Source organism: Frateuria edaphi, from assembly GCF_021117405.1.
Classification (GTDB): domain Bacteria; phylum Pseudomonadota; class Gammaproteobacteria; order Xanthomonadales; family Rhodanobacteraceae; genus Frateuria_A; species Frateuria_A edaphi.
In genome coordinates this window covers 233,759-259,174 of record NZ_CP088251.1, presented here as the reverse complement: position 1 = coordinate 259,174, position 25,416 = coordinate 233,759, and the positions used below count along the sequence as shown (strand labels likewise).

Sequence of the window (25,416 nt, the reverse complement as noted above, 5' to 3'; positions counted from 1 at the left end):
CCGGAAGTGTAGCGAGACCCGCTACACCTCCAGCCGATCCTGCGGCCGCGCCACCACCGCGTACAGCGCCGGCATCAGGAACACGCTGATCAGCAGGCGCGTGAACAGGCCGCTGACGATCACCAGCGCGAACGGCCGCTGCGTGTCGGTGCCCACGCCGGTGGCGAGCGCCGCCGGCAGGAGGCCGAGCGCGGCGACCAGCGCGGTCATCATGATCGGGCGCAGGCGCAGGATCGCGCCTTCGCGGACCGCCTCCGCCAGCGGCGTGCCGTTGCGCCGCAGCTCGTTGACGTAGGAGATGTACACCACCGCGGTCTGCACCGAGACGCCGAACAGTGCGAGGAAGCCGATCCCCGAGGACACCGAGAACGGCGTCCCGGTCAGCCACAGCGCCAGCAGTCCGCCGACCGGTGCCGACAGGAGCACGCCGGCCACGGTGATGAGCGGGAACTTGAAGTTGCCATAAAGGGTGAACAGCAGCAGGAAGATCAGCGCCAGGGTCAGCGGCACGATCACGTTGAGCTGCGCGCGCGAGGCGGTGTACTCCGAATACTCGCCGCCCCAGTCGGCGCGGTAGCCCTGCGGCAGCTTGACCTGCCTGTTCACCTGGGCGATGGTGTCCTCCACCGCACCGGCCAGATCGCGGCCTTCCACCGAGAACTGGACGCCGATGTAGCGCGAGTCGTTCTCGCGGTAGATGAAGGCGGCGCCGTCGGTCACCTGGATGTGCGCCAGCGTCCTGAGCGGGATCTGCTGTCCGCCTGGCGTGGCGACCAGGATGTTGCCGATCGCCTCGGGACCGTCGCGGTAGGGCTTGTCCAGCCGCACGACCAGGTCGAACTGCTTCTCGCCCTGGATCACCTGCGTGGCGACGTCGCCGCCGATGGCGGTCTGGATCAGCCCGTTGATGTCGTCCACGTTGAGCCCGTAGCGGGCGATCGCGGCGCGGTCGACGACGATGCTCAGCGACGGTTGGCCGAGCTCCTGCACCAGCGTCACGTCATGGATCCCGCGGACATGCTCGAGCACGTGCTTGATCGCCTTGCCCTTGGTTTCCAGCGTGCCGAGGTCCGGGCCGAACACCTTCACCGCCAGCGCGCTCTTGAGGCCCGTCTCGGCCTCGTCGACCGCATCCTCGGCCGGCTGGGTGTAGTTGAAGATGATGCCGGGGAAAGCGGCCAGCTTCTTGTTGATCGCCGCCGTCAGTTCGGCCTTGGTGCGGTAGGCGCCGTGCCATTGGTCGTACGGCTTGAGCGCCACGTAGAACTCGACGTTGAAGAAGCCGGTGGCGTCGGTGCCGTCATCCGGGCGTCCGAGCTCGGAGGCCACCGTGGTGACCTCGGGGAACGAGTGCAGGATGTCGCGGATCTGCGGCGTGATCTTGGCCGACTCGTCGAACGAGATGGTGTAGGGCATGGTCGCGCGCACCCACAGCGCGCCTTCGTCCAGGTGCGGCATGAACTCCGCGCCGATCGCGGGAATCAGCAACAGCGAGGCGCCCAGCAGAAGCACCGAAGCGATGATGGTGCCGCGCGCGTGCGCGAGACAGACGTCCAGGCCTTTCGCGTAGGAGCGTTTGATCGCCTCGAAGATCGCGTTGCGCCGCTCGCGCACGCCCTTGCGCATGAACCACGAGCACAACACCGGCAGCAGCGTCAGCGTGACGATCAGCGAGCCGGCCAGGGCGAACACCATGGTGTCGGCCATCGGCTTGAAGAGCGTGCCGGAGGGACCGGACAGCACGTAGATCGGCAGGAAGCTGACCACGATCACCGCCACCGCGTAGAACAGCGGGCGGTCCACCTCGGCGGCGGCGTCGCGGATGACCTCGATGACATCGAAGTCGCCGCCCTCGCGGTCGGCGATCTGGCGGTAGATGTTCTCCACCATCACCACCGCCGCGTCGACCAGGATGCCGAAGTCCACCGCGCCGATCGACAGCAGGTTGGCCGAGGCGCCCTGCAGGTCCAGGCAGGCGAAGGCGAACAGCAGCGCCAGCGGGATGGTGGTGGCGACGATCAGGCCGGCGCGCACGTCGTAGAGGAAGAAGATCAGCACCACGACCACCAGCAGCATGCCGCGCACGAGGTTCTCGCGCACGATCTGCACGGTCAGCGCGACCAGGTCGCTGCGGTCGTAGAAGGCATGGACCTTGATGTCCGGCGGCAGGATGCGTTCGTTGAGTTCCTTCGTCTTCGCCTCGACGCGCTCGAGCACGTCCTGGGTCTTCTCGCCGGTGCGCAGGGAGATCACGCCCTCGACCGCGTCGTCCTGGTTCTCGTAGCCGAACTCGCCCAGCCGCGGTGCGATGCCGGTGGTCACGCGGCCGACGTCCCTGACCAGCACCGGCTTGCCGTCGTGCACGGCCAGCACCACGTTGCCGATGTCCTCCAGCGAGCGCAGGCGGCCTTCGCCGCGCACGTAATAGAACTGCCCGCCCTGCGCGTAGAAGCCGCCGCCGGCGTTGGCGTTGTTGGCCGCCAGCGCCGCCTGCACCTGCGTGGCGGTCAGGCCCACGCCGGCAAGCTTCAGCGGGTCGAGCAATACCTGATACTGCAAGGTGCCGCCGCCGAAGCCGGAATCGTCCGCCACGCCGGGCACGGCGCGATACTGCGGCTCGACCACCCAGTCCTCGAAGGTTTTCAGTTCGGTCGGCGTGCGATCGGAGCTCTGCAGCACGTAGCGGTAGATCAGCCCCGAAGGCGAGGACATCGGCGACACCGACGGCGCGGTGCCGTCGGGCAGCTCGAGGTCGCCCAGGCGGTTGAAGACTTCCTGGCGGTCCTGCGCGTAGTCGCTGCCGCTGGCGAAATTCAGGGTGACGTCGGACAGGCCGTACAGCGAGACCGAGCGCGTGCTGGTGGTCCTGGGGATGCCGGTCATGCCGCGCTCGACCGGCACGGTGATCAGTCGCTCGACCTCTTCGGCGGTATGCCCGGGCCATTGCGTGACGATGTCGACGCTGGGCGGCGAGAGGTCCGGGTACGCATCGACCGGCAGGCGTTGCAGTGCGCGGATGCCCGCGCCGACGAGCACCAGCGCCAGCAGCGCGACCAGGAAACGCTGCGCCAGTGATGCGCCGATGAGGCGGTTCATCAGCGACGCCGAGCGCGGCGGCATCGGGGGCAGGTGCTCGTTCATTGGTTCTGCATGAACTGGACGAACAGGCCACCCTGGGCGACCACGCGGTCGCCGGCGTGGAGTCCCTCGGACACCTGGTAGCGGTCGCCGGCGCGGTAGCCAAGCGTCACGCCGCGGCGGGCGAAGCTGCCATCGGGTTGCGCGACGTAGACGAACGGCAGGTTCTGTTCGTCGCGCAGGATCGCCGACGCCGGCACCAGCAAACCGCGTTCCGTCTGGCGCGACTGGATCTGCACGCGCACGTACATCTGCTTCTTCAGCCGGCCGCTGGCGTTGTCCACCAGCACGCGCACCGGGATCGCGCGCGTGTCCGGATCGACCACGGCGCCGATGTTGTCCACCGTGCCCTGCAGCGTGCCGGCGCCGCCGGCGTCGATGGCGGCGGGATTGCCCACGGCGACCCCGCCCGACTCGGACGGCGCCACCTGCGCCATCACCCACATGCGCGAGAGGTCGGCCACGGTGAAGCAGGCGGTGCTGCCGGCCTGCAGCAGTTGGCCGGGCGTGATGAGTTTCTCCGCCACGGTGCCCGCGACCGGCGCGCGGATCACCGCCTGGATGCGCGACAGCGGCTGGCCGGCCTGGATCGCCTTGATCGTGGGCGCATCGGCACCCAGCGCGAGCAGCGCCTGCAGCGCGGCGTCGCGGTCGGCGTCGGCGCTGGCGGCGTCGGCCTGGGCCTGCTCGAGCTCGCGTCGGGGCAGGCCTTCGTGTTCGCTCAGGTCGCGGTCCGCGTCGGCGAGACGGCGCGCGTTGCGCGCGACGACCAGCGCCTTGCCGTAGGCGCCCACGGCGGCGGCGAAGTCGGGCGAGTCGACGCGCGCCAGCGGCTGGCCCTTGGCGACGTGCTGGCCGGCGCTCACCAACAGTTGCGTGACCGGACCGGAGAACGGCGCCAGCACGCTGGTCGCCTGGTCGTTGTCGAAGTCGACCACGCCGGTCGCCTCGACCGCCTTGTGGAAGGGTGCGAGGGCCACCGTGTCGAGCGTGATGTGCTGGCGCTGCGCGGCGGTCAGCGTGGGGTTGTGCGGCGTATCGGCAGCGGGCGGCGCGGAGTCGTGCGAGCCGCAGCCGGCGAGCAGGCCGGCCAGCGCCAGCGTCGTGGCGGCAAGCCGCACGCGCGCCATCGCGCGAGCGTCAATGTTCATGGTCACCCTTGGTCAAAAGCGTGGTGGAAGCGGGAGGCGCATCGCCCTGCGTCAGGTCGGAGCGGTGCCACCAACCGCCACCGAGCGCCTGGAACAGCGCCACGGTGTCGGCATAGCGGCTGCCCTGCGCCTGCACCAGGCCGATGCGCGCCTGCAGCGCGGCCTGTTCGGCATTGAGCACGGCGAGATAGCCGGCGTAGCCGTCCTTCCACTGCCGCTGCGAAAGATCCAGTGTCACCTTGGCCGCCTGGTCGGCCGCGGCGGCGGCCTGGAGCGCCTGCGCGTCCTGCTGCAGCGCGGTCAGCGTGTCGGCGACGTCCTCGAAGGCGGCAAGCACAGCGCCGCGGTACTGCTCGGCCGCCTGCATATAGCCGGCCTTGGCGGCGCGCTCCTGGTGCCGGAGCGAGCCACCCTCGAACACGGGTGCGGCGAGCGCGGCGCCCAGCCCCCAGAAACCGGTGCCGGACTGGAACACCCGTCCGATCGCCAGCGCCGTGCTGCCGGCATCGGCGCTCAGCGTGAGGTTGGGCAGCCGGTTGGCGATGGCGATGCCGACCTGCGCACTGGCCGCGTGCAGGTTGGCCTGCGCCTGCAGCACGTCCGGCCGCTGCGCGACCAGCGCGGAGGGCAGGCTGAGCGGCAGTTCCTCGGGTAGCGTCAGGTCGGCCAACGCGAACGTCGCGCCTGCGCCTTCGCCCGGAAACTGGCCGGCCAGTACCGCCAGCCGGTGCTGCTGCTGCGCGAGCTGGGTGCGCAGCGACGGCAGCGAGGCGTTGACCTGAGCCAGCTGGGTTTCCTGCGCGGCCACGTCGAGCCGGCCGATGTACCCCTTGGCCAACTGGTAGCGCATGATCGAGAGCACGTGTGCGTCGATGCCGGCCAGCGCCTGCGTGGCCTGTACCTGGTCGCGCAACGACGCGGCCTGGATCGCCGTCACCGCCACGTTCGCCGCCAGCGCCATGTCGGTGGCGATCATCTCGTAGCGCGCGGCCTGTGCCTGCGCGTCGAGCGATTCGACCGTACGCCGGTTCAGGCCGAACACGTCGGGCATGTAGGAAACGCTGACCTGCGCGGACAGCAGGTTGTACAGCGAGGCGTTGGAACTGGGCACCGGCGCCAGCGCGCCCGGTGGATCCTGCTGGCGGTTGGCGGAGAGACCCACGCCCACGCTCGGGTAGTACGCGCCCCGCCCGGCCAACGCGTTTTCCCTCGCCGCCAGCAGCGCGGCCTGTGCGGCCTTGAGGTCGGGATTGTTGGCCAGCGCCTGCTTGATCAACGCGTCAAGCGGCTTGGAGTGGAAGAGCTGCCACCACTGTGCAGGAATGTCACCGCCCCGGTCGAAGTGCTGGGAGGCGCCGCCGGGAATACCGGCGCTCGCGACCGTCGCGCTCACCGGTGCGGCGGTGTAACCGCGGACGGTCGGCGCCGCCGGACGCTGGAAGTCCGGGCCCACTGTGCATCCGGCCAACAGGAGCGAGGCCAGCACGGCAGTGGACGGCTTGATCATGCGATGCGGTTTCGGCGGGAAACGAGGGCCGAAACGATATAACGTTGCAACCGGCATCCTCCCTGCCGAAAGTCATGGGCGGGAGCGAAAGTTCTTGCGTCGTGACGCGCCCTGAGCCGCGCGGGAAAGCAGAGCATGCTTCGTTTCGACAGTCGGGCGAGCACCGGACCCTCACCCAACCCTCTCCCCCAAGGGGAGAGGGAGCTCGATCGTCGGCACGTCCGCTGAGTCGGGGACGGTGACGTGCCCTCAGAGCCCTCTGGCCGCCTGCGCCACCGCTCGGAACAGCGCACGCCCCTTGTTCATCGTCTCCTCCCACTCGGCCGCGGGATCGGAGTCGTAGACGATGCCGGCGCCGGCCTGCACGTGCAGGCGGCCGTCCTGGATCACCGCGGTGCGGATGGCGATCGCGGTGTCCGCGTCGCCCCACCAGCCGATCCAGCCGATCGCGCCGGCGTAGATGTTGCGCTTGTAGGGTTCGAGCTCCTGGATGATTTCCAGCGCACGGATTTTCGGCGCGCCAGAGAGCGTGCCGGCGGGAAAGGTCGCCTTGAGCACGTCCATGTAGGACAGGCCCGGGCGTGCCGTGCCCTGCACCTGGGAGACGATGTGCATGACGTGCGAGTAGCGCTCGATCACGAACGATTCGCTCACCTCGACCGTGCCGGTGTCGCTGATGCGGCCGATGTCGTTGCGGCCCAGGTCGATCAGCATCACGTGCTCGGCGCGCTCCTTGGGATCGGCCAGCAGCTCGGCCTCCAGCGCCGCGTCTTCCGCTTCCGTGGCGCCACGCTTGCGCGTGCCGGCAAGCGGCCGCACGACGACCTTGCCGTCCTTCAAGCGCGCCAGGATTTCCGGCGAGGAGCCGACGATCTGCGTGTTCCCCAGATCGACGAAATACATGTACGGTGAAGGATTCAACGCACGCAGCGCGCGGTAGACATCGACCGGCCGCGCGTTGAAGCCCACGCTCAGGCGCTGCGAAGGCACCACCTGGAAGATATCGCCGGCGCGAATGTATTCCTTGGCCTTCTCCACCATCGCCTCGAACTCGGCCTTGGTGAAGGACGACTTGAAGTCGCTCTCGTCCAGCGCGGTGGACTGGGTCAGCTGCGGATAGGCCGCGCCGCCCTGGCGCAGGCGGTAGACCAGCGCGTCGAGCCGCCGCTGCGCCTTCGCGTAGGCCTGCGGCTGCGCGGGGTCGGCGTGCACGATGAGGTACAGGCGGCCTTTGAGGTTGTCGAACACGGCCACTTCCTCGGCCAGCATCAGCAGCACGTCGGGGGTGCCCAGCTCGTCCGGCCGGTCCCACTGCGCCAGGCGCGGTTCGATGTAGCCGATCGTCTCGAAGCCGAAGTAGCCGACCAGGCCGCCGGTGAAGGCGGGCAGTTCGGGCAGGCGCGGCACCGAGTACTGCGCGCGCAGCGTTTCGATTTCGCCCAGCGGGTCCTCGAGGTGGCGGCGCTCGATGACCTCGCCGGCATCCTCCACTTCCAGCTCGTGCCCGCGCAGGCGGTACACGCGCCTGGCCGGCAGGCCGATGATCGAATAGCGCCCCCAGGTGGCGCCGCCCTCGACCGATTCGAACAAGAAGGTGTAGGGCCCGTCGGCGAGCTTCAGGTACACCGACAGCGGCGTGTCGAGGTCGGAGAACACCTCGCGCACCAGCGGGATGCGCGTATGGCCCTGGGCGGCCAGCGCGTCGAATTGGTCTCGGGAGATCACGGGCTCAAGCATCGATATGGCGGCCCATCACGATAGCAGTCCATTCGCCGGCGGGCACCGTCGCTTGCGACCGCGCGAGACGCCCGCTTAATCTGCGCGCCGGGACAAGGGGAAAAAACATGGAACGTACCGATACGATGCCCGGGCTCATGGAGCGGGACGCCGGGCAGTGGCACAGGGAGGTGGCCGACCGCGCCGCCCTGCCGACGCCGCCCTCGCTGCACTGGGGCTGGGTGTTCCTGCTCAGCATCGTCACCCTCGGCATCTTCGCGATCGTCTGGCCGTTCATCCAGGCCAACTGGGTGCGCAAGATCGATCCGGAAAGCCGCGCGACGCCCATGCTGGGCGCCGCGCTGGCCTGCTATTTCGTCGGGTATTTCCTCGCCGCGGCCGGCGCCCCGGCCGACGAGGCATCGCCCACGACCACCATGGAGCGCCTGGGCTGGCTGCTGGAGCTGGTCTACGTGGTGCTGTTCCTCGGTGCCTATTTCGCGATGGCCGGAACGATCCGCCGGGTGATGGCGGGCTACCGGGTTCCGATGCGGATCGGCGGCATCACCCTGTTCTTCTTCAACACGCTGTACCTGCAGGGCCAGCTGACCTGGCTGGCACGATGGCAGCAGACCGGCCAGACCCTGGCCAAGCCGCCCAAGGCGGTGTTCTGGGTCGTCATGGTCGTGCCGTTCGCGCTCATCGTGGCGGCCGTGGCGCTGCCCGCCTACCAGATGTACGTGGTGCGCGCGCAGGTGGCCAGCGCGCTGGCGCAGGCCGAACCGCTCAAGCAGCAGGTGCTGGACGCGATCGGGCGCAACCACGCGTGGCCGCAGGACAACGGCCAGGCCGGCCTCAAGGAAGCCGGCGCCTATGCCAGCAGCAACCTGGCCGGTTTCGAAGTGCAGCCGATCGGTGAAGGCACGGTGCTGGTGGCCACCTTCGCCGGCAACGCGCCCGTGGCCCTTCGCGGCAAGCAGCTGGCATTGATCGCCGAAGGCCGCGATGGCGTGATCACCTGGGCCTGCGAGAGCCCGGACATCGACCCGCGCTACCTGCCGGCCGGTTGTCGCTAGCCACGCACTTGCCGGTCAGCCTCCGCCGATCCGCAGGCGCGGCATGTTGCGCAGGCGCAGGGTGAAGGCCACCCCGCTGCCGTCGTCCAGGTTGCGGGCGCTGGCGTGGCCGCCGTGGCGTTCGGCGACCAGGCGCACCACGTAGAGGCCGAGACCCAGATGCGGTGCGTCGCCCGGGGTCGCCTTGTCGCGCAGGCTGACCAGCGAATCGAACAGGCGCGCCTGCATGGCCGCGGGCAGCGGCGGGCCCTGGTTGGCGAGGGTGATTTCGGCGCCGCCGTCGCACGAGGCGAGCACCAGGCGCAGCCAGCCATCGGCCGGGGCAAACGAGAGCGCGTTGTCGAGCAGCTTGTCCAGCGCCTGGGCGATCAGCTCGGGGGCGCAGTGCATCGGTAGCGGCGACTGCGGCAGCTCGCAGGCCAGCGTGCGGGTGCCGATCAGCGGACGGTAGGCCTCGGCGCAACCGCGCACCACTTCGCGCAAGTCGACGTCCTCGGCTTCGGCAGCGGCGATCGCGCGCTCCATGCGGCTGGCCTCGCTCATCGCGCGCACCAGCGTTCCCAGCCGCGCCACGCCGTCACGGGCCCGCGCAAGGTAGGGCTTCGCTTCCGGCGGCAGCGCGGCGTGGGCCTCCAGCGCGTGCTCCAGGTTGTCCAGCGAACTCTTCACGATGGCCAGCGGCGTGTTGAGCTCGTGCGAGAGCTTGGAGGCAAGCGTCCGCAGGTAGTCGGTGTAGCCGCCGACCGCCTCGAACAGCCGCTCGAAGCTGCGCGCGAGGTCGCCGATCTCGTCCGGTGCGGCGGTGAGCGGGAAGCGGCCCTGGGCGAAAAGGCCGTCCAGACGTCCATCCGCCAGCTGCGCACGCTCGGCCGCATCGCGCAGGCGTCCCAGCCGCAGGCTCAGCCGCGTGGCGAACCACAGCAGGATGCCGCCGGCCACCAGCATCACACCGAAGCTGGTCAGCAGCAGCGTGAGCAGCGCGCGGTTGGCCAGCAGCGGCACGGTGGTGCTGGCTTGTTCGAGCAGCAGCACGCCGCGCACGTGGCCCGGCGCGCCGATCGGCACCGCGGCGGCAAGCACCACGCTGGCGCGGGTTTCGCCATCGCGCCAGGCGATCGCCGGTTCACCGTCGCGGGCGCGGACGATTTCCGGCAGCTCCAGGCGCGGCGCGTCCTGCGCCCAGGGTGCGGCGTCCTCGACTGGATTGGCCAGCAGCGCACGGTAGACCAGTGCGGCGAACCATCCCGGCTGAGGGCCGGCGGCCTGCAGGCGACCGCTTTGCGCCAGCAGCCAGCCGGTCGGCGCCAGCACGCGGGCGCGGGTGTCCTCCGGCGCCAGGCGCGAGAGTTCCTCCGCCAGCGTCGGCGAGTAGTGCCACAGCGGGCGCGCCTCGACCGCCAGCGGGTCGCCGCCGGCCGAGGCCTCGTACAAGCCCAGGCCGAGCCGGTCCACGATCAGCGGGCGAGGCAGCCGCACTTCGAGGCGCCAGCCGCCGCCATCCTCCTGCCACTGCCCAACCAGGCGGTCGGGCCAGTCGGCGACCGGCGGGTCGAGCAGGCGCGCAGTGAACGTACCGGGCGCGGCGCTGGCCAGCAGATAGCGCAGGCGCGTGTCGCCGCGATCGAGTTCGAGGACCAGGTGATCGGCATGCAGCGCGCCGGGGTCGTCCGCGTCGGCACGCACGCGCCGGGTGCCGCGCTGCTGCACGTAGAGGTAGAGCCCGTCCGCATCCTCGGCCAGCAGCACGCTGCCGCGCGGACCCAGCGGCTGGCTCCATGGCGTCAGCGGCGCCCAGTCGTCGCCGTAGCCGTCGATCGTGATCGGCGTAGTGACCTGCTCGACGTACCAGCCCTGCGCCTCGCGCGGCAGCGTGGCGCCGGTCGCCACCAGGCTGCGCGCCACCGCCCGCGCGGAGGCGGCAAGCGCCTGCGCCTGGCCTTCGCGCAGCAGGGTTTCCATCTGCCGCACGTACAGCCACCCGGCCACCGGCAGGGCCAGCGTGCACAGGGCGACCAGCAGCAGCTTGCGGCGCAGGTTCATCGGGCGAGCCTAGACCGATGTCACGGGCTAGCGCGACACCCCGGTTCGGTAGCGCGTGCCGACGACCACGCGCATGAACGCATCGAGCGACGCGGCACGCTGCGGATCGGCATCCTTGAAACTCATCGACCAGCTCAGGCGGACGCCCGACGCCTTGCCCGGATCGCAGAACACCACGGCATCATCGACCTGGTCGCTGCCCTGGAACACCAGCGCCTCGCACGGCATGCCGCGATGGCGCACGGTAAAGCGATCGACCTTCGCAGCCGGGTCGCGCTGCAGGTAATGCTTGCGGTCGGCATCAAGTTCTGCGCCCAGGGTTGCCAGCTTGCGCGGCCACACGTTGAGCACCATCACGCCATAGGGCTCGCCGGTCCACTCGCCGCGGTAGATCACCTCGTCGACGCCGATGGCGCGCGCGTAGGTGCAGCAATCGGCGGTCCAGCCCGCGGGCGTGGGCGCGGCCACGGTCCAACCGGGGATGTCGCCGTCGCGCTTGCCCGTCGCGATCGCCTCGTTCGGTGCGTCGGCGGCAGCGGCGGCGCCGGCGAGGACCAGCAGCAGGAGGCCGAGCAGCCGCCTCACGGCTTCCACCGGTAGCCGACACCGTGCACGGTCTCGATCGCGTCGAAGTCGGGCGCCACCGCCACGAACTTCTTGCGGATGCGCTTGATGTGGGAGGTGATGGTGGCATCGTCCACCACCAGCTCGGCCTCGCGCATCAGCTGGTCACGGTTCTTCACGTGGCCGGGGAAGCGCACCAGCGTGTGCACCATCCAGAACTCGGTGACGGTCAGCGGGATCTCCGCATCGTTCCAGGTGATGCGCATGCGCTCGGACTCGAGCTTGAGCGGGCCGTGCGCGATCACCGTTTCACTGGACGCGGGCGCCTTCAGCGATTCGATGCGCCGGAACAGCGCCGCGATGCGCGCCGCCAGCTGGTGCAGGCTGGTGTCCTTGGACAGGTAATCGTCGGCACCCAGGCGCAGGCCGGAGATCACGTCGAAATCCGAGTCGCGCGCGGTCAGGAAGATGATCGGCAGCGTGGCCGATTTCGCGCGCAGCTCGCGGCACAGGTCGAAACCGCCTTCGGGCTCGTCGCCCAGCCCGATGTCGATGATCACCAGCTCCGGCAACTTCATGCCGAAGGCGGTGGACGCCTCCTGACGCGAACCATAGCCGCGCGTGTCGTAGCCGAAACGGGTGAGCGCCTCGACGTAGTTGGCGCGGATGAGCGGTTCGTCCTCGACGATGGCGATGCTGCGGCCCATGGCAATGAAGTCTCCCTGTGGTGGCGCGCAGCGTGCTATGCGCATCGCCACGGCGCAAGGCACACAGTGCGTCTGCCCGCGTTTTGCCCGATCCGGCCCGCGCTTCGCCCGCGCGCCGCCGCCGCGCGCGCCCGGGCGGGCGGTTCCATGGAGCCGTCACCGGAGAGATGCATGAGCAATATCACCGCCAGGCCCGACCCCAACGCTGAACTTCGCCAGTTCGAGCCACTGCGCGTAGCGCTGGCCCTGGGCGCCCTGCTGCTGGGGCTGGTGATGGGTATCCACTAGAGGAGATCAGCTCATGAACGCCGAATATGTCGACCCGTTTGCCGTGGAAGGCGTGGAAGCACCCGTCGCACAGGGAGGCGCGGCGGGTGCGGACAGGCAGCCGGATCCCGAATGGCAGCCGCTCTGACACGGCAGCGCAACACCCTCCGTTAGCCAACCGTTCCTTCCCCCTCCTCGCGAGGGGTTTTTTTTGGGCTAGGGCCTGGCTTGGTCCCGGACCGGCGAAAGCGGCCCGACGGTGACGTGCCCCTCCAAGCCGTCGAACAAGCTTCCCGCAAAACCGTCGAGACGCTGGAGGACGAAGCTGGCGGGGGCGCCGCCGGGGCAGCCGACCGACAACTGGAAATCCGACAGTCCGTCGCCTCCGTGAAGTGCCGGGGTGCTCGAGCGCATAGGCGGCGGTATCGCCACCATGTCGCGCTGGGTGAGGCCGGCGATGCAGACGCGCCGGCCGAGCGTGACGCCCCCAAGCAGCTGGTCGCGCTCGTGCCGGTAGCGCCGCTCGGCGCGCCTGGCGGCGCGGGCGTCGCCGTACGTGGGCAACATGGCATTCCACAACACGTTGGCCCGTGCCTGTTCACCCGGCGTGGCTTGCTGCCACGCCGAGCGCAGCACTGCCTGGTAGCTGGGATCGCGGCGCTCGGCGGCCAGCCCGAGCCAGGCCAGCCCGCGCGCCCGGTCCCGGGCGACGATGTCGCCGTTGAAATAGCCCACGCCGAGCGTGAACTGCGCCGGCTTGCTGCCCCAGGCGGCCGCCAGCTTCAGCATGTCCACACCGCGGCCATCGCGATGGTTGGCCAGTTCGCGGGCGCCCACGCAGTAGTAATAGATACCGGGCAGGAAGCGTTCCAGCCCAGGCGCGCAACCGAGTTTGCCGAGCTCGGCCAGGGTGATCGGCGGCGTGTCGCCCGCCCTCGCGGGCGGGTCCGTTACGCCATCGGCGTGCGCGGCCAGGGCGGCCAGTCCAAGCACCAGGAAAGCAATCACGTTCCGTCCCGACATCATCCGTGTCTCCTGCGGCTGCACCCTCCCCAGCCCAGTGTGAACGAAATGTGCGCCCGGCCCCAAGGCGCGCGGATCGAAAATATTTGCTTCGGGCGCGGAACCAACCGTCGACGGGCCGGTCTTGCTGTAGTGGCGGGCGTCGTCCATTGCCGTGGATACGCCGCCGCCGTCCGGCGGTGGCGTCCAGGCGCCCGCTCTGGTGGACTCCTCAACGCGTCCCTTTCCGACGACGCTTTTATCCCGGTGCAGGCATGCACCGGGATTTTTCTTTGGGCTCAGCCGATCGCCTGGCGCATCGCGGCGATGACCTGCGCGTAGTCCGGCGCGCCGAAAATGGCCGAGCCCGCCACGAACGTGTCCGCTCCCGCCTGCGCGATTTCCCCGATATTGGCGGCGCTGACACCGCCGTCGATCTCCAGCCGGATGGGGCGGCCGCTCTCGTCGATGCGCCGGCGCACCTCGCGCAGCTTGGCAAGCGCCTCGGGGATGAACTTCTGGCCGCCGAAGCCGGGGTTGACCGACATGATCAGCACCAAATCCAGCTTGTCGAGCACGTGGTCGAGCCAGTTGAGCGGCGTGGCGGGATTGAATACCAGGCCGGCCTGGCAGCCGGCGTCACGGATCACGCCCAGGGTGCGGTCGACGTGCTCGCTGGCCTCCGGGTGGAAGCTGATCAGGCTGGCGCCGGCCTTGGCGAAGTCCGGCGCGATCCGGTCGACCGGCTTGACCATCAGGTGCACGTCGATCGGTGCGCTGACGCCGTAGTCGCGCAACGCCTTGAGCACCATCGGGCCCATGGTCAGGTTGGGCACGTAGTGGTTGTCCATCACGTCGAAGTGCACCCAGTCGCCACCGGCGGCAAGCACCTTGGCGGTGTCTTCGCCCAGGCGGGCGAAGTCGGCAGAGAGGATGGAGGGGGCGATGATGGGAGTCTGTTTGCTCATGTGTGCCTTTCCTGCAGGAGCGCACGCCGTGCGCGACCGGAACGTGCCGCATTGCCGCTTCGTAGGATGTTCGCGCACAGCGTGCGCTCCTACACATCGATTATTTGAAACCCTTCTCGGCCTTGATCCGCTCGTACGCGGCGTTGATCTCGCTCGCACGCGCCTCGGCGCGCTTGCGCATGTCCTCGGGCAGATCGCCCAGGCGGTCGGGGTGATGTTCGGAAATCAGCTTGCGGTAGGCGCGCTTGACGGCGCGCTCGTCGGCCGCGCGAGTAATGCCGAGCACGGTATAAGGGTCCGGGCCGTGGGTATTGCGATGCGGCGGGACGTAGCCGCCACCGCCCGGCCCGCGCCGGCGGTCGCCCGCGGCGGCGTTCCAGGCGTAGCCCTTCATCGCCATCAAGGCCATCAGCTCCATGTCGCTGATGCGCAGGGCGAAGGCGAGCTGGCGCAGGATCGCCATCTTTTCCGGCGGCGGGTTGCCTTCGGCCAGCACCGTCTCGATCACCACGTCGAGCACCGGAAAGGCGTGGTCGCGACGCATGCCGACCCACTGGCGCAGGCCGTCGATCGCCGGGGTGACGTCGAACTCCGGCTGCTTGCCGCGGTTGAAACTCGCGATGGCCTGCCGGCGCTGCTCGTCGATCAGCCCCATGCGGGTCATCATCCGCTCGGCCACCGCGATCTCGGCCTCCGACACGCGCCCGTCCGACTTGGCGACCGCCCCGAGCAGCGCAAACAGCGGGCCGTACAAGCCGTCCATCTGCGGCGCCGCGCGGTACCGCTGGCTCTGGCGCAGGCTGTCGATGACGAAGCCGATCACCGCACCGACGATGGCGCCTGGCAGGCCGTGGCCGAGGATCAGGCCGACGAACGCCAGGATCAGCGTGGAAGAGAAATTCATGGCTGCACCTGCGCCGCCGGCGCCTGTGCGCTGTACCAGCGCGCCAGGGCATCCAGCTCGGCGTCGCTGACCGGACCGATCGCCGCGCGCATCACCGCCACGTCGCGACGGCCGTCGCGGTACTGCGCCAGCGCGCTGCGCAGGTAATCCAGCCGCTGCCCCGCCAGGTTGGGCGCGCCGGACATCTGGGCGATGCCGGTCTCGCCGTGGCAGGCGGCGCACAGGCCCAGGCGGGCCGGACGGGCGGGACCGGCGGCAAAGGCTGGCAGGGCGGCGGCCATGAGCGCCGCGAACAGGACGAGTCGCATCGGCAAGGGGTGGGGCGAGATGGATTCCCGGAAGGCCCGATTCTAGCAGCGCTGCGCCGCCAGCCCTGCGCAGCCGAGGCCCGCGTTGCGACGACTCGCTAGAATAGGCCGCTTCCCCCTCTCGACGGCGGATCGCCCCGTGCCCACCACCCTGCTGCAATCGAACCTGCCCGGCCTGGACCTGATCCACCGCGGCAAGGTTCGCGACGTCTATGCGCTGTCCGACGACCGGCTGCTGATCGTCGCCACCGACCGCTTGTCCGCCTTCGACGTGGTGCTGCCCGATCCGATCCCGGGCAAGGGCGAGATGCTCACGCAGATCTCCAACTTCTGGTTCGGCAAGACCGCGCACATCATCCCCAACCACCTGCTCGACGTGCCGCTGGCCGACGTGCTGCCCGAGGGCACGGACCTCGCGCTCTACGCCGGCCGCGCGGTGGTGACGCGGCGCCTGAAACCCGTGCCGGTCGAGGCGATCGCGCGTGGCTACATCATCGGCTCGGGCTGGAAGGACTACCAGGCCACCGGCGGGATCTGCGGCATCGCGCTGCCGCCGGGCCTGAAGCAGGCGCAGCAGTTGCCCGAGCCGATCTTCACGCCCTCGACCAAGGCCGCGGTGGGCGACCACGACGAGAACGTGAGCTTCGACACGGTGGTCGATGCCGTGGGCCGCGAACTGGCCGACAAGGTGCGCGAGGCGACGCTGGCGATCTATCGCTGGGCTGCCGCCTATGCGGCCGAGCGCGGCATCATCATCGCCGACACCAAGTTCGAGTTCGGCACCGACGCCGACGGCCGGCTGTACGTGATGGACGAGATGCTCACGCCCGACTCCTCGCGCTTCTGGCCGGCCGACGAATACCGCACCGGGATCAGCCCGCCCAGCTACGACAAGCAGTTCGTGCGCGACTACCTGGAAACGCTGGACTGGAACAAGAAGGCGCCCGGACCGAACGTGCCCGCCGAGGTCATCGAGCGCACCCGCGCGAAGTATGCCGAGGCACTCGAGCGCCTTGCCGGCATCCGCCTCGGCTGACGGAGCAACGCCATGCGCAGCATGCAGAGCTGGCTCGACGGCTACAGCGCCGACCACCGCAACCCGGTCAACCAGGTGATCCACTGGATCTGCGTGCCGCCGATCGTGTGGACCGTGGTCGCGCTGCTGTGGACCGTGCCGGTGCCCAGTGCCTTCCTCAAGCCCGGTGCGTGGGCGGTATTCGCGATGGTGCTGGCGTTCGCGTGGTACTGGAAGCACTCGCACCGGCTCGGCGGCGCACTGCTGGTCGCCTTCGTCGTGCTCGCGCTCATCACCTCGTGGTTGTTCGATCTGCTCGGGCCGGTGCGCCTGCGCTGGGTCGCCATCGCCGTGTTCGTGGTGGCCTGGATCGGCCAGTTCGTCGGCCACAAGTTCGAGGGCCATCGACCCAGTTTCCTCACCGACCTCTCCTACCTGCTGGTCGGTCCCGCCTGGCTGATGGAAAAGTTCCTGCGCCGGCTCGGCTTCAAGGCCCACGACTAGATGCAAACCCTGCTTACCCTGCTCAGCACCCTGCTCTGGTGGGTGCTGTACGGCTCGATCGTCGCCCTGTTCGCCAGCCTGATCGCCTGGCCGGTGCTGCGCTGGAGCGAGCGCACCAACGTAGTGTTCAACCGCGTGTATTTCGCCTGCCTGTTGTGGAGCCTGCTCGGCCTGTTGCTGGTCGGGCTGGTGGCGGCGCACGAAGGCAACGTGAGGCCGCCGTACGGGCCCTTGCTCGCCTCGCTGCCGCTGCGTCTGGCACTGGTCGTCGACATGCTTGTCGGCGCTTTGTTGCTGTGGCGTCTCACCCCGCGCGTGGATGCACGTCGCATCCGTCCCACCAGCGCCTGCATGGCGATGGCGGCAATCACCGCGGTGGTGTTCGGCATCGCCACCAGCCTGGCGTAAACGGCTTCCGCCTACGGCTTCTTGAGTGGTGGTGCGCCGGGCTCGCCGAAGTTCGGCCGACCATCAGTCGTCCAGCCGATCGGCTGGATGCGTGGCGCGCGGCGCGCGGTGCACTTCCAGTCCGGACCGCCGTTGGCGTGGTAGATGATCCAGTCGCGGCCTTGCGTGTCCTTGAAGAAGCCGTTGTGCCCCGGCGCATAGATGCCGTGCGCCGGCGAACTGGCGAACACCGGCCGCGGAGACTTGCGCCAGGCGGCCGGATCCAGCAGATCGGCGTCGCCGTCCGCCTGCAGCAGGCCCAGCGCGTAGTCGTCCGACCAGCAGGCGCTTGCCGAGTAGCTCAGGAACACCTTGCCGTCCGGTCCCGGAAGGAACTCCGGCCCTTCGAGGATCTTGCGCCCGCCCTGCTTCTCCCACGCGTAGGTGGGTGCGGCGATGTCCACCTGCGGCGAGCCGAGCGTCCACGGGTTGACCATCGGCGCGATCACCAGGTCGCTGTGGTCGCCGACGTACGCCGAGTAGACGAAGTACCAGCGCCCGCCGTGCTTGAACACCGTGCCGTCGATGCCGGTGTGGGCGGTCTTGAGCATGCCCCGCGCGATCCAGCGTCCACGGGTCGGATCGGGCGAGGCGTTCTCCAGCACGAACACGTGGCGGTGGTCGTCGTCGTTGTGGCCGGCCTCGGCGGCGGTGAAGTAGAGGTACCACTTGCCCTCGACAAAGTGCAGCTCGGGTGCCCAGACGGCGGTCGAGCCCGGCCCTTGCGCCGGCGGCCGCCACACGACCACGGGCCGGGCGTGCGCCAATTGACGCAGGTCGCCGGTCTTGCGCAGTTCGATGCGGTTGCCGGAGGTTGCGGTGTAGTAGTAGACGCCGTCGCGCTGGACTACCCACGGATCCGGCCCCGACGGAAGGAGCGGCTTGGCATAGTTTTGGTTGCCGGCCGCCTGTGCCATGCCGGCTGCGAGCAGCAGCACCAGGCCGGTGAGCATCGAGCGAATCAAAGGCATGGAAAGTTCCCGATGGCGTTGCGTGCGCGCTATCGCCAGCTATCGACCGGACGCCGGGTCGAGCTGCACGTAATCAATGTCGGCCGGTCGCCGGGCGCCCTCGAGCACCACGGTGTTGTCGCCCTCACGCAGGCTGCCGCTGGCAGTGGCCACGTGCCAGCCGTCGCGGTCCGTGTGGTCGGTGGTCTTCCACACCGCGCCGTTGACACGCAGTACCGGTACGGCCGGCGTGAAGCCCAGGTCCTGCCAGCGGACCGTGGCCCGATAGTTGCCGCCGGTCGGCACATGCACGGGGAACGTGAGCTGACCACCAGGCGCGGAAGCCATGCGCGCCTTGGCGTCGTTCGACGCCGTCCTGTCGCCGATACGCACGGACCAGCGGCGCACCGCGTCCTCGGCCTCGTAGCGGTCGAAGCGGGCTGGTGCGTCGGCGTACATCACGATGTTCTTGCGTGCGTCCTCCGGCTCGGCCGCCGTGGACGAGGTGGTCGCATGCCATAGGCGCCCGCCCGGCATCGCGAGCAACGCCTGCGTCCAGCCCGCGTGGATGTTGCCGGTGAGTTTCTGGACCGGCGCCTCGGCTTCCCACCAGGGTCCGCGGCCGCCGTCGTTGTTCCAGTAGAGGCTGCGGCCGGACGGATCGCCGTCGCCACCGGCGCGCTCGGCCACCACCGCGATCACGCCGGGGCTGTTGCCCCACGGCAGCCAGCGCACGATCGGCGAGGCGGCCGGCCACGCGCCGGCGGCGGTGCGCACCGGCGTACCGCGGTCGGCGGGATCGCCCCAGTCCAGGCCGCCGGCACTGATCTTGAGGTAGACCTGTCCGTTGTTCGGGCCGTCGATGTCCTCGTAGGTCATCACGTAGCGGCCGTCCGGCAGGCGGTCGACAACGGCCATGCCGGGACGCTCGACGCCGCCGGGAATGGCCACGTCCACCTTCTCCTCGCCCCAGGTACGGCCGCCGTCGGTCGAGACCTTGTGCGCGACCAGCTGGTTGAAGCCGGCGTCCTTGTGATCCTCGCTGGAGTAGTACGCGACCAGGCGCCCGTCATCGAGGCGGTGGATGTTGGGCTCCCACACGCCGTGGTTGTCCTTGTCGCTGGGATTGCCGCCGCCTTTGACGATCGAGCCGCGGTAGCGCCAGCTGCGGCCACCGTCGGTGGAGGCGTACATCTGCAGGTCTTCGGCGACCAGGCGCCCCGTGGCATCGTCGCCGGTGGCGTTGGCGCCGAGCAGCAACGTACCGGCCGGCAGGTCGGCGCTGGGCTTGGCCAGCTCGGACAGGTGCGGCTGCCAGCGCAGTTGCCAGCGTGGGTCCTTGCCGTGCGCCTGGTCGGTCACGTTCGACAGGAAGCGCCAGTGCGCGCCGCCGTCATCGCTCTCGTACAGCGGGATGCCGGCCATGCCGTCGCGCTCGAACACCATCAGCATGTGGCCGTTCGCGGCGGCATCGGGTTGGTGTTCGAGGCGCACCACCGACACGTAGCCCACGCCATCGCCCAGCACCTGGCCGCGCGTGCCCGGCGGCGCCGAAGCGGCGGTGGCCGTCCCCACGCAGGCCAGGGCGAACGCCAGGGAGAGGGGAAGCAAGCGCTTCATGGATGACCTCCACATCGGTGGCACGGCAGGCACGCCGCGCCAGAGAGAAATGAGCGGGCGACGCCGGCGGGCGGGGAGCGACTGCCGGCGTCGTTGCCCTGCCCGCTCAAAGCTTGAAGCGAACGCCCAGACCCACGGTGCGGTCCTGGTAGCGGATGTCACGCGGCCGCGTGGTGCCGTCGCCCCAGTACTGGTGCAGGTCTTCGCCGGTCAGGTTGGTCGCCGACAGCACCACGGTGGTGTTGGGATTGACGTCGTAGCCGACCGACAGGTCCAGCTGGTTCGCCGGCTCGATCTCGTCGTGGTTGCCGGCCACCGTCGGCTGGGTGAAGAAGTCGATGAAGCGGCTGCGGTAGTTGTAGGCCAGTCGGGCCGAGAAGCCGTACTTCTCGTACATCAGCACGGCGTTGCCGTTGCGCTTGGACACGTTCTGCAGCGGCGAGGCCACTTCCGGGCCGCCCAGGAACTGCGGCGAGCGGGTCGAGCCGTCGATGTAGGTGAAGTTGAGTTGCACGCCCAGGCCGCTCAAGGCACCCGGCAGGAAGTCGAAGAACTGCTGGTAGGCGACTTCGGCACCATCCAGGTGGCCGCTGCCGGCGCTCTGCGGCGAGGACAGCTGGTAGGCCTCGCCGTTGATCGTCACGTCGGTCACGTAGTTCTGGATGTAGCCGTTGATGTCGCGGTAGAACACCCCGCCGCTGACGTACCCGGACGGTGCGAAGTACCATTCCAGCGACGCGTCGTAGTTGTTCGACTTGATCGGCTTGAGGTTCGGGTTGCCGCTGGCGGCCGCGCCGGCGCGGTTGATCGTGCCGGGGTTGAGCGAGATCGACGGGTTGAGCTGGCCGAAGCCCGGGTAGGTGATGGTCTTGGCCGCGACCAGGCGCAATTGCAGCGCATCGGTGAAGTGCAGGTTGAAGCTCAGGTTGGGCAGGTACACCGGCTCGTTGGTGTCCACCGACAGCGGCGAGTAGATGCCGGTGGCGGCATTGAACGAGTAGGCATCGAGGTTGCGCTTGACGCGCTCGACGCGCATGCCCATCAGGCCGTCCACCGGCAGGCCGAACAGCGTGGTGTCATACCCCGCCTGCAGGTAGCCGGCGAGGGTCTTCTCGTCGATGTTGTAGTAGCGGCCGGGGTTCACCGGCGCCGTGCCGGCCGGCAGGCCGTACAGGCCGCGGATCGCGTCGGCGTTGGTGGTGAGGTAGTTGAAGCAGCCGGTCAGCCACGACACGGGAATCGCCGAGGTGGTCGGCATCGAGCAGAAATAGCCGTCCGGGAAGCGCGCGGTGACCTGGTTGGCCGGGTTCGGGGTCTCGACGATGTTGCCGGTGCCGGCGCCGCCCGGCGGCGGGGTCGAGATTTCCACGCTGCCGGTGTACTGCGCCTTGTGGTCGGCGTAGCGCAGGCCGAAGTCGAGGTAGCTGAAGAAATCGCCGGCGATATCCAGGTTGCCGTCACCGCGCCAGGCCCACTGCTTGCCGCGCTCGGTGTGCCAGGTCTGGAACAGGCCGTTGAGGTAGTAGTTGTTCGGATCCAGCTGCTGGTTGTTGCCCAGCGACCAGTTCTGCTGGTTGCCGGCGGTGCCGTTCCACACCGTGGTCACCGGTCCCTTGAGGAAGGTGTCGACGATGAAGGTGTTGTCGTTGAACGAGGTCTGTCCGTAGGACAGGTCCGTGCTCAGGCGCAGCCGGTCGCCGTGCCACTTCACGCCGACCGCATGCTGCATGTCGTGGCCGTGCTGCACGTGCGCCTGGGTGCTGGTGGCGGCGTAGGTGTTGCCGGTCCAGGTGCCGCTGGCGGCGTCGCAGATGGTCTGGCCTTCGAACGGCGACCCGGTGAGCTGGTTGGCGTAGCAGTTGTCGGTGACGGTCAGGTTGGTCGGGGTGACGCCGCCGACCGGGAAGGAGAAGTAGAACGGCTGGTTGTAGTCGTCCGACATCCAGTCGTACAGGCCCTCGGCGTACACCTCGGTGCTGTCGTTGGGCTTCCACTGCAGCGCGTAGTTGAGTTCGGGGCGCTGGCGGTAGCCGATGTTGTAGTCGGCGCCGAAGCCGTTGGGCGCCGCGATCAGGTTGCCCGCGTCGGTGCGGATCGGCGTGCCGGTGCCGTCGGTCAGCACCTTCGGGAAATCGCCCCACACCGCGTTGTACTGGTAGTGCTGCGCCATGAAGCTGGCGTTGACCAGCGCGCCGACCTCGCCGATGCCGGTCTGCCAGCGGTCGCTGGCCAGCACGCTGAAGTTGGGATCGGTGCGGCCGCCGTACTTGCTGTGCGTGGCGGTATAGGTCGCCGCCACCTTGGCGCCGTCGAAATCGAACGGACGGTAGAGCTGCATGTCGACGACGCCGGCGATGCCGCCGTCGGGCAGGCTCGCCTCGGAGCTCTTGTAGACCGAGACCGTCTTGACCGCGGTGGCCGGCAGGTTCTGGAAGGCGAAGCCGCGCCCCACACCGCTGAAGATCTCGCGGCCGTTGAGCGTGGTGATCACGTTCGGCAGGCCGCGGATCACCACCGAGCTGGTCTCACCCTGGAACCCCTGCGCCACCTGTACGCCGGTGATGCGCTGCATGGCGTCGGCCACGCTGTTGTCCGGCAGCTTGCCGATGTCCTCGGCCACGATCGAATCGACCACCATGCGCGAGTCCTGCTTGAGCGACTGCGCGCTCTCCAGGCTCTGGCGCAACGGCGTGACGGTCACCTGCGAGAGGTTGACGACCTTCTTCTTGTCGTCGGATTGCGCGGTGCCGCTCCTGGGCTTGCCGGCCTGCGCGTTCTGGGTGGCGTCGCTGGAAGCCTGGGCGCCGGTGGCATCGGGGGCCGGCGCATCCTGCGCGTGCGCCGAAGCGAACGCCGCGGCGATCGCGGCCGCAAGAATCGTCACGGAAATGCGGTTGCGGTACATGGTGGAACCTCCGGTCAGAAGATCGCGGCGGCCGCAACCGCGGCGCCGTGCTGGGTCTGGATGCGCAGCGGGCTGAAACGCCGTGCCGCGGGAAGGACGGTGGAGAGAGGAGCGGTCATCGCGTCGTCGCGGCGGCGGACGCGGGAACCATCAGCGCCGCCTCGGGCACCACGCCGCGCGGAGCGTGGGAAAGCGCGCGCAGGATGTCGGCCTCGCGCTGGCGGTAAGGCGTGCCGTCGCCGTGCAACAGGTCGTGGAACCAGATCGTCGGCGGCTGCAGCGTGTAGGGACGCTGCCAGGAATCCCACGGCATGATGGTCTGGCTGCGCCCTTCGACGAAGCCCCAGTTGACCATGCCCACGTCGAGCTTCTTGGCCAGCGGCAGCACGCCGTCGATGGTCGATCCCGCGCCGCGCGCCATGTACTCGGTGCAGATCAGCGGACGGCCGTAACCGGCGAGCTGGCGCACGCGGCTGGCGAATTCCTCCGGCCAGCCGTAGCTGTGGAAAGTGATCACGTCGGACTGTTCGAGCTGCGTGCGCTCGACCGCGTTGAGTTTGGAAAGGTCCGACCAGTCCTCGTCATGCCACACGCCGCTGGTGAGCGGCTGCGTCGGCGCGACGCTGCGCGCCCAGGCGAACACCTGCGGCAGCAGCTTGGCGACCAGCGCGACCTTGTCCTTGGGCTCGCGCGCGTCGTAGTTGCCGCCGCCGGGGTTGTCAGGCTCGTTCCAGACGTCCCAGGCGAGCACGCGGTTGTCCTTCGCGAAGCTCCCGACGATGTCCTTCACGTACTGCTCCAGCCGCGGGTACTGGCCGGGATCGGTCATCGCCACGCCGGGGCTCTGCACCCAGCCGGAGTTGTGCACGCCGGGGATCGGCGGATGCTGCGGACCGAGTTTCGGCTCCGGGTCCCAGCACGAGTCGAACAGCACGAAGATCGGCTTGATGCCGTGCTTGTCGGCGATCGCCAGGAACTGGTCGATGCGGCGCTTGAAGCCTTGCGGGTCCTGCTTCCACAGCAGGTCGTGCAGGAACACGCGCATGGTGTTCATGCCCAGCTGCTGCGCCCAGCCAAGCTCCTTGTCGATGCGTGCCGGATCGAAGGTTTCGCCCTGCCACATCTCCAGCTCGTTGATCGCGTTGGCGGGCACGTAGTTGCTGCCCAACGGCCAGCGCTGGTGCTCGTACCAGGTGTGCGCCTTGGCGCTTGTCCAGCGCGCAGGGGCATCGGCGGCCGGCGCGCGCGGGGCGATGAGTGCCGCCGCGCCGAATGCCAGGGCCAACAGTGCGTGTTTCATGCGAACTCCTCGTGGCGCCGGGCGCCTTGCAGGCAAACGCTCCCCGTGGGCACCGGCTCGCGGCACCCTCGGGACGTGATGGGCCGGGTCAGCGCGCGCCGCGCGCCGGCTCGGTGGTGAAGCGGTACACGATCAGGTTGCGGTAGGTCTGCCCCGGCGCCAGCCGCGCCGAGCCGAAGGCCGGCTGGTTGGGCGTGTCCGGATACAACTGCGGTTCGAGCACGAAGGCATCGCCCTGGCGGTACACGTGCCCGCCGGTGCCCACGGTCGTGCCGTCCAGGAAATTGCCCGAGTAGAACTGCAGGCCCGGCTGCGCCGAGCTTAGGGTCAGCACGCGGCCGGACTTCGGATCCTCCACGCGCGCGACCATGCGCGGCGCAGCGGCAGCCTCTCGGCTGATCACCCAGTTGTGGTCGTAGCCATGACCATTGAGCAATTGCGGATCATGGGTGCGGATGTCGCGGCCGATCGGCTTGGCGTGGCGGAAATCGAACGGCGTGCCGGCAACCTTGCGGATCTCGCCGGTGGGGATGGAGCCGGCATCGACCGGCAGGTAGGCGTCGCCCGGAATGGTCAGACGCTCGTCCATCACGCTGCCCGAGCCTTCGCCCGACAGGTTCCAGTAAGCGTGATTGCTCAGGTTGACGATGGTTGGCCGGTCGGTGGTCGCGCGGTACTCGATCGAGAGCCGGTCCTTGTCGTCCAGCGTGTAGACGGCCGACACCTCGAGCTTGCCGGGATAGCCCATGTCGCCGTCGGGGCTGACGTAGGTCAGCGTGACGCTCGCCTTGTCGGTGTCGTGGTTCACGGCATCGACCGTCCAGAGCACCTTGTCGAAACCGCGGGTACCGCCGTGCAGCGAATTGGCGCCGTTGTTCACCGGCACCTGGTAGGTCTTGCCGTCGAGCGCGAAGCGGCCCTTGGCGATGCGGTTGGCATAGCGGCCCACCGTCGCGCCGAAGTACTGCGGCTGGTCCAGGTAATCCTTGAACGAGGCGTAGCCGAGCGCGATGTTCGCGAAGTGCCCATCGCGATCGGGCACGCTGAGCGACTGCAGGCTCGCGCCGTACGCGATCACCCGCGCCTTGAGGCCGTGCGCGTTGGTCAGCACGACCGCCTCCACCGGCTTGCCGTCCGGCATCGTGCCGAAGGTTTCGCGCGTGGCCGTCGTGCCTGCATGCGCCGTCATCGACAGCGCCACGAGGCCGAGCATCGAACCGATCCACCCTGCACGTCGCATGTCCCCAAAGCCCCTTCCACGGTGTTCGAAGTGGAGGCATGCAAGCACATTGTATGATTATCGTGCAAGTGTTCGGACGTACGAAAA

The 25,416-nt window shown here is 69.1% G+C and carries 20 protein-coding genes; 4 read left to right on the top strand and 16 right to left on the bottom strand.

What is annotated here, in order from left to right; all coding sequences use genetic code 11:
• Window positions 1-21 precede the first annotated feature (21 nt).
• The 4 genes from LQ772_RS01185 to trpE all read right to left on the bottom strand — a co-directional run bounded on the left by LQ772_RS01185 (window position 22) and on the right by trpE (window position 7,533).
• Complete coding sequence (locus tag LQ772_RS01185; RefSeq protein ID WP_231323241.1) at window positions 22-3,141, bottom strand: efflux RND transporter permease subunit; 3,120 nt, start codon at window positions 3,139-3,141, stop codon at window positions 22-24.
• Window positions 3,138-4,289, bottom strand: coding sequence for an efflux RND transporter periplasmic adaptor subunit (locus tag LQ772_RS01180; RefSeq protein WP_231323240.1), 1,152 nt, complete (start codon window positions 4,287-4,289; stop codon window positions 3,138-3,140). The genes LQ772_RS01185 and LQ772_RS01180 overlap by 4 nt, the downstream gene beginning before the upstream one ends.
• Window positions 4,279-5,796, bottom strand: coding sequence for an efflux transporter outer membrane subunit (locus LQ772_RS01175; RefSeq protein WP_231323238.1), 1,518 nt, complete (start codon window positions 5,794-5,796; stop codon window positions 4,279-4,281). Before LQ772_RS01175 ends, LQ772_RS01180 begins: the two co-directional genes overlap by 11 nt.
• Window positions 5,797-6,045: 249 nt before the next feature.
• Entirely contained in the window at window positions 6,046-7,533 is a 1,488-nt protein-coding gene (gene trpE, locus LQ772_RS01170; RefSeq protein WP_425600816.1) for an anthranilate synthase component I, read from the bottom strand.
• 107 nt (window positions 7,534-7,640) lie between these two features.
• On the opposite strand from trpE, the gene LQ772_RS01165 reads away from it, so the two are divergent.
• Window positions 7,641-8,588, top strand: coding sequence for a pilin (locus LQ772_RS01165; RefSeq protein ID WP_231323235.1), 948 nt, complete (start codon window positions 7,641-7,643; stop codon window positions 8,586-8,588).
• 15 nt (window positions 8,589-8,603) lie between these two features.
• On the opposite strand, the gene LQ772_RS01160 is transcribed toward LQ772_RS01165, so the two are convergent.
• The 7 genes from LQ772_RS01160 to LQ772_RS01130 form a co-directional block, all read right to left on the bottom strand.
• Window positions 8,604-10,628 (bottom strand): ATP-binding protein, encoded by a 2,025-nt coding sequence (locus LQ772_RS01160; RefSeq protein WP_231323233.1) that lies wholly within the window; start codon window positions 10,626-10,628, stop codon window positions 8,604-8,606.
• A 27-nt stretch (window positions 10,629-10,655) separates the two neighbouring features.
• Window positions 10,656-11,213, bottom strand: a complete 558-nt coding sequence (locus tag LQ772_RS01155) for a hypothetical protein (protein WP_231323231.1) — start codon at window positions 11,211-11,213, stop codon at window positions 10,656-10,658.
• Window positions 11,210-11,899, bottom strand: coding sequence for a proteobacterial dedicated sortase system response regulator (gene pdsR, locus LQ772_RS01150; protein WP_231323229.1), 690 nt, complete (start codon window positions 11,897-11,899; stop codon window positions 11,210-11,212). Before pdsR ends, LQ772_RS01155 begins: the two co-directional genes overlap by 4 nt.
• Window positions 11,900-12,382: 483 nt before the next feature.
• The gene (locus tag LQ772_RS01145; protein WP_231323228.1) at window positions 12,383-13,339 is read right to left on the bottom strand and encodes an SEL1-like repeat protein; all 957 of its coding nucleotides are present in this window, start codon (window positions 13,337-13,339) and stop codon (window positions 12,383-12,385) included.
• 128 nt (window positions 13,340-13,467) lie between these two features.
• Window positions 13,468-14,136 (bottom strand): ribulose-phosphate 3-epimerase, encoded by a 669-nt coding sequence (gene rpe, locus LQ772_RS01140; protein WP_231323226.1) that lies wholly within the window; start codon window positions 14,134-14,136, stop codon window positions 13,468-13,470.
• A gap of 100 nt (window positions 14,137-14,236) precedes the next feature.
• Window positions 14,237-15,040 carry a co-chaperone DjlA gene (gene djlA, locus LQ772_RS01135; protein ID WP_231323224.1) on the bottom strand — a complete coding sequence of 268 codons (804 nt, stop codon included), beginning with the start codon at window positions 15,038-15,040 and terminating at the stop codon, window positions 14,237-14,239.
• Window positions 15,037-15,348 (bottom strand): c-type cytochrome, encoded by a 312-nt coding sequence (locus tag LQ772_RS01130; protein WP_231323222.1) that lies wholly within the window; start codon window positions 15,346-15,348, stop codon window positions 15,037-15,039. The genes djlA and LQ772_RS01130 overlap by 4 nt, the downstream gene beginning before the upstream one ends.
• Window positions 15,349-15,487: 139 nt before the next feature.
• On the opposite strand from LQ772_RS01130, the gene LQ772_RS01125 reads away from it, so the two are divergent.
• From LQ772_RS01125 to LQ772_RS01115, 3 genes are read left to right on the top strand one after another with little or no spacing between them, the layout of a single operon-like run.
• Entirely contained in the window at window positions 15,488-16,384 is an 897-nt protein-coding gene (locus LQ772_RS01125) for a phosphoribosylaminoimidazolesuccinocarboxamide synthase (RefSeq protein WP_231323220.1), read from the top strand.
• Between the two features lie 12 nt (window positions 16,385-16,396).
• The gene (locus tag LQ772_RS01120) at window positions 16,397-16,867 is read left to right on the top strand and encodes an Mpo1 family 2-hydroxy fatty acid dioxygenase (protein WP_231323218.1); all 471 of its coding nucleotides are present in this window, start codon (window positions 16,397-16,399) and stop codon (window positions 16,865-16,867) included.
• Window positions 16,868-17,275 (top strand): hypothetical protein, encoded by a 408-nt coding sequence (locus LQ772_RS01115; protein WP_231323216.1) that lies wholly within the window; start codon window positions 16,868-16,870, stop codon window positions 17,273-17,275.
• An 11-nt stretch (window positions 17,276-17,286) separates the two neighbouring features.
• Here LQ772_RS01115 and LQ772_RS01110 read toward each other — a convergent pair whose 3' ends face one another.
• The 5 genes from LQ772_RS01110 to LQ772_RS01090 all read right to left on the bottom strand — a co-directional run bounded on the left by LQ772_RS01110 (window position 17,287) and on the right by LQ772_RS01090 (window position 25,329).
• Window positions 17,287-18,285 carry a glycoside hydrolase family 43 protein gene (locus LQ772_RS01110; protein WP_231323214.1) on the bottom strand — a complete coding sequence of 333 codons (999 nt, stop codon included), beginning with the start codon at window positions 18,283-18,285 and terminating at the stop codon, window positions 17,287-17,289.
• Window positions 18,286-18,324: 39 nt separating this feature from the next.
• Window positions 18,325-19,884 carry an exo-alpha-sialidase gene (locus LQ772_RS01105; protein ID WP_231323212.1) on the bottom strand — a complete coding sequence of 520 codons (1,560 nt, stop codon included), beginning with the start codon at window positions 19,882-19,884 and terminating at the stop codon, window positions 18,325-18,327.
• A 106-nt stretch (window positions 19,885-19,990) separates the two neighbouring features.
• Complete coding sequence (locus tag LQ772_RS01100; RefSeq protein WP_231323210.1) at window positions 19,991-22,789, bottom strand: TonB-dependent receptor; 2,799 nt, start codon at window positions 22,787-22,789, stop codon at window positions 19,991-19,993.
• Between the two features lie 115 nt (window positions 22,790-22,904).
• Window positions 22,905-24,089 carry a glycoside hydrolase 5 family protein gene (locus LQ772_RS01095; protein ID WP_231323208.1) on the bottom strand — a complete coding sequence of 395 codons (1,185 nt, stop codon included), beginning with the start codon at window positions 24,087-24,089 and terminating at the stop codon, window positions 22,905-22,907.
• A gap of 88 nt (window positions 24,090-24,177) precedes the next feature.
• Window positions 24,178-25,329 carry an aldose epimerase family protein gene (locus tag LQ772_RS01090; RefSeq protein ID WP_231323206.1) on the bottom strand — a complete coding sequence of 384 codons (1,152 nt, stop codon included), beginning with the start codon at window positions 25,327-25,329 and terminating at the stop codon, window positions 24,178-24,180.
• Window positions 25,330-25,416: the final 87 nt, after the last annotated feature.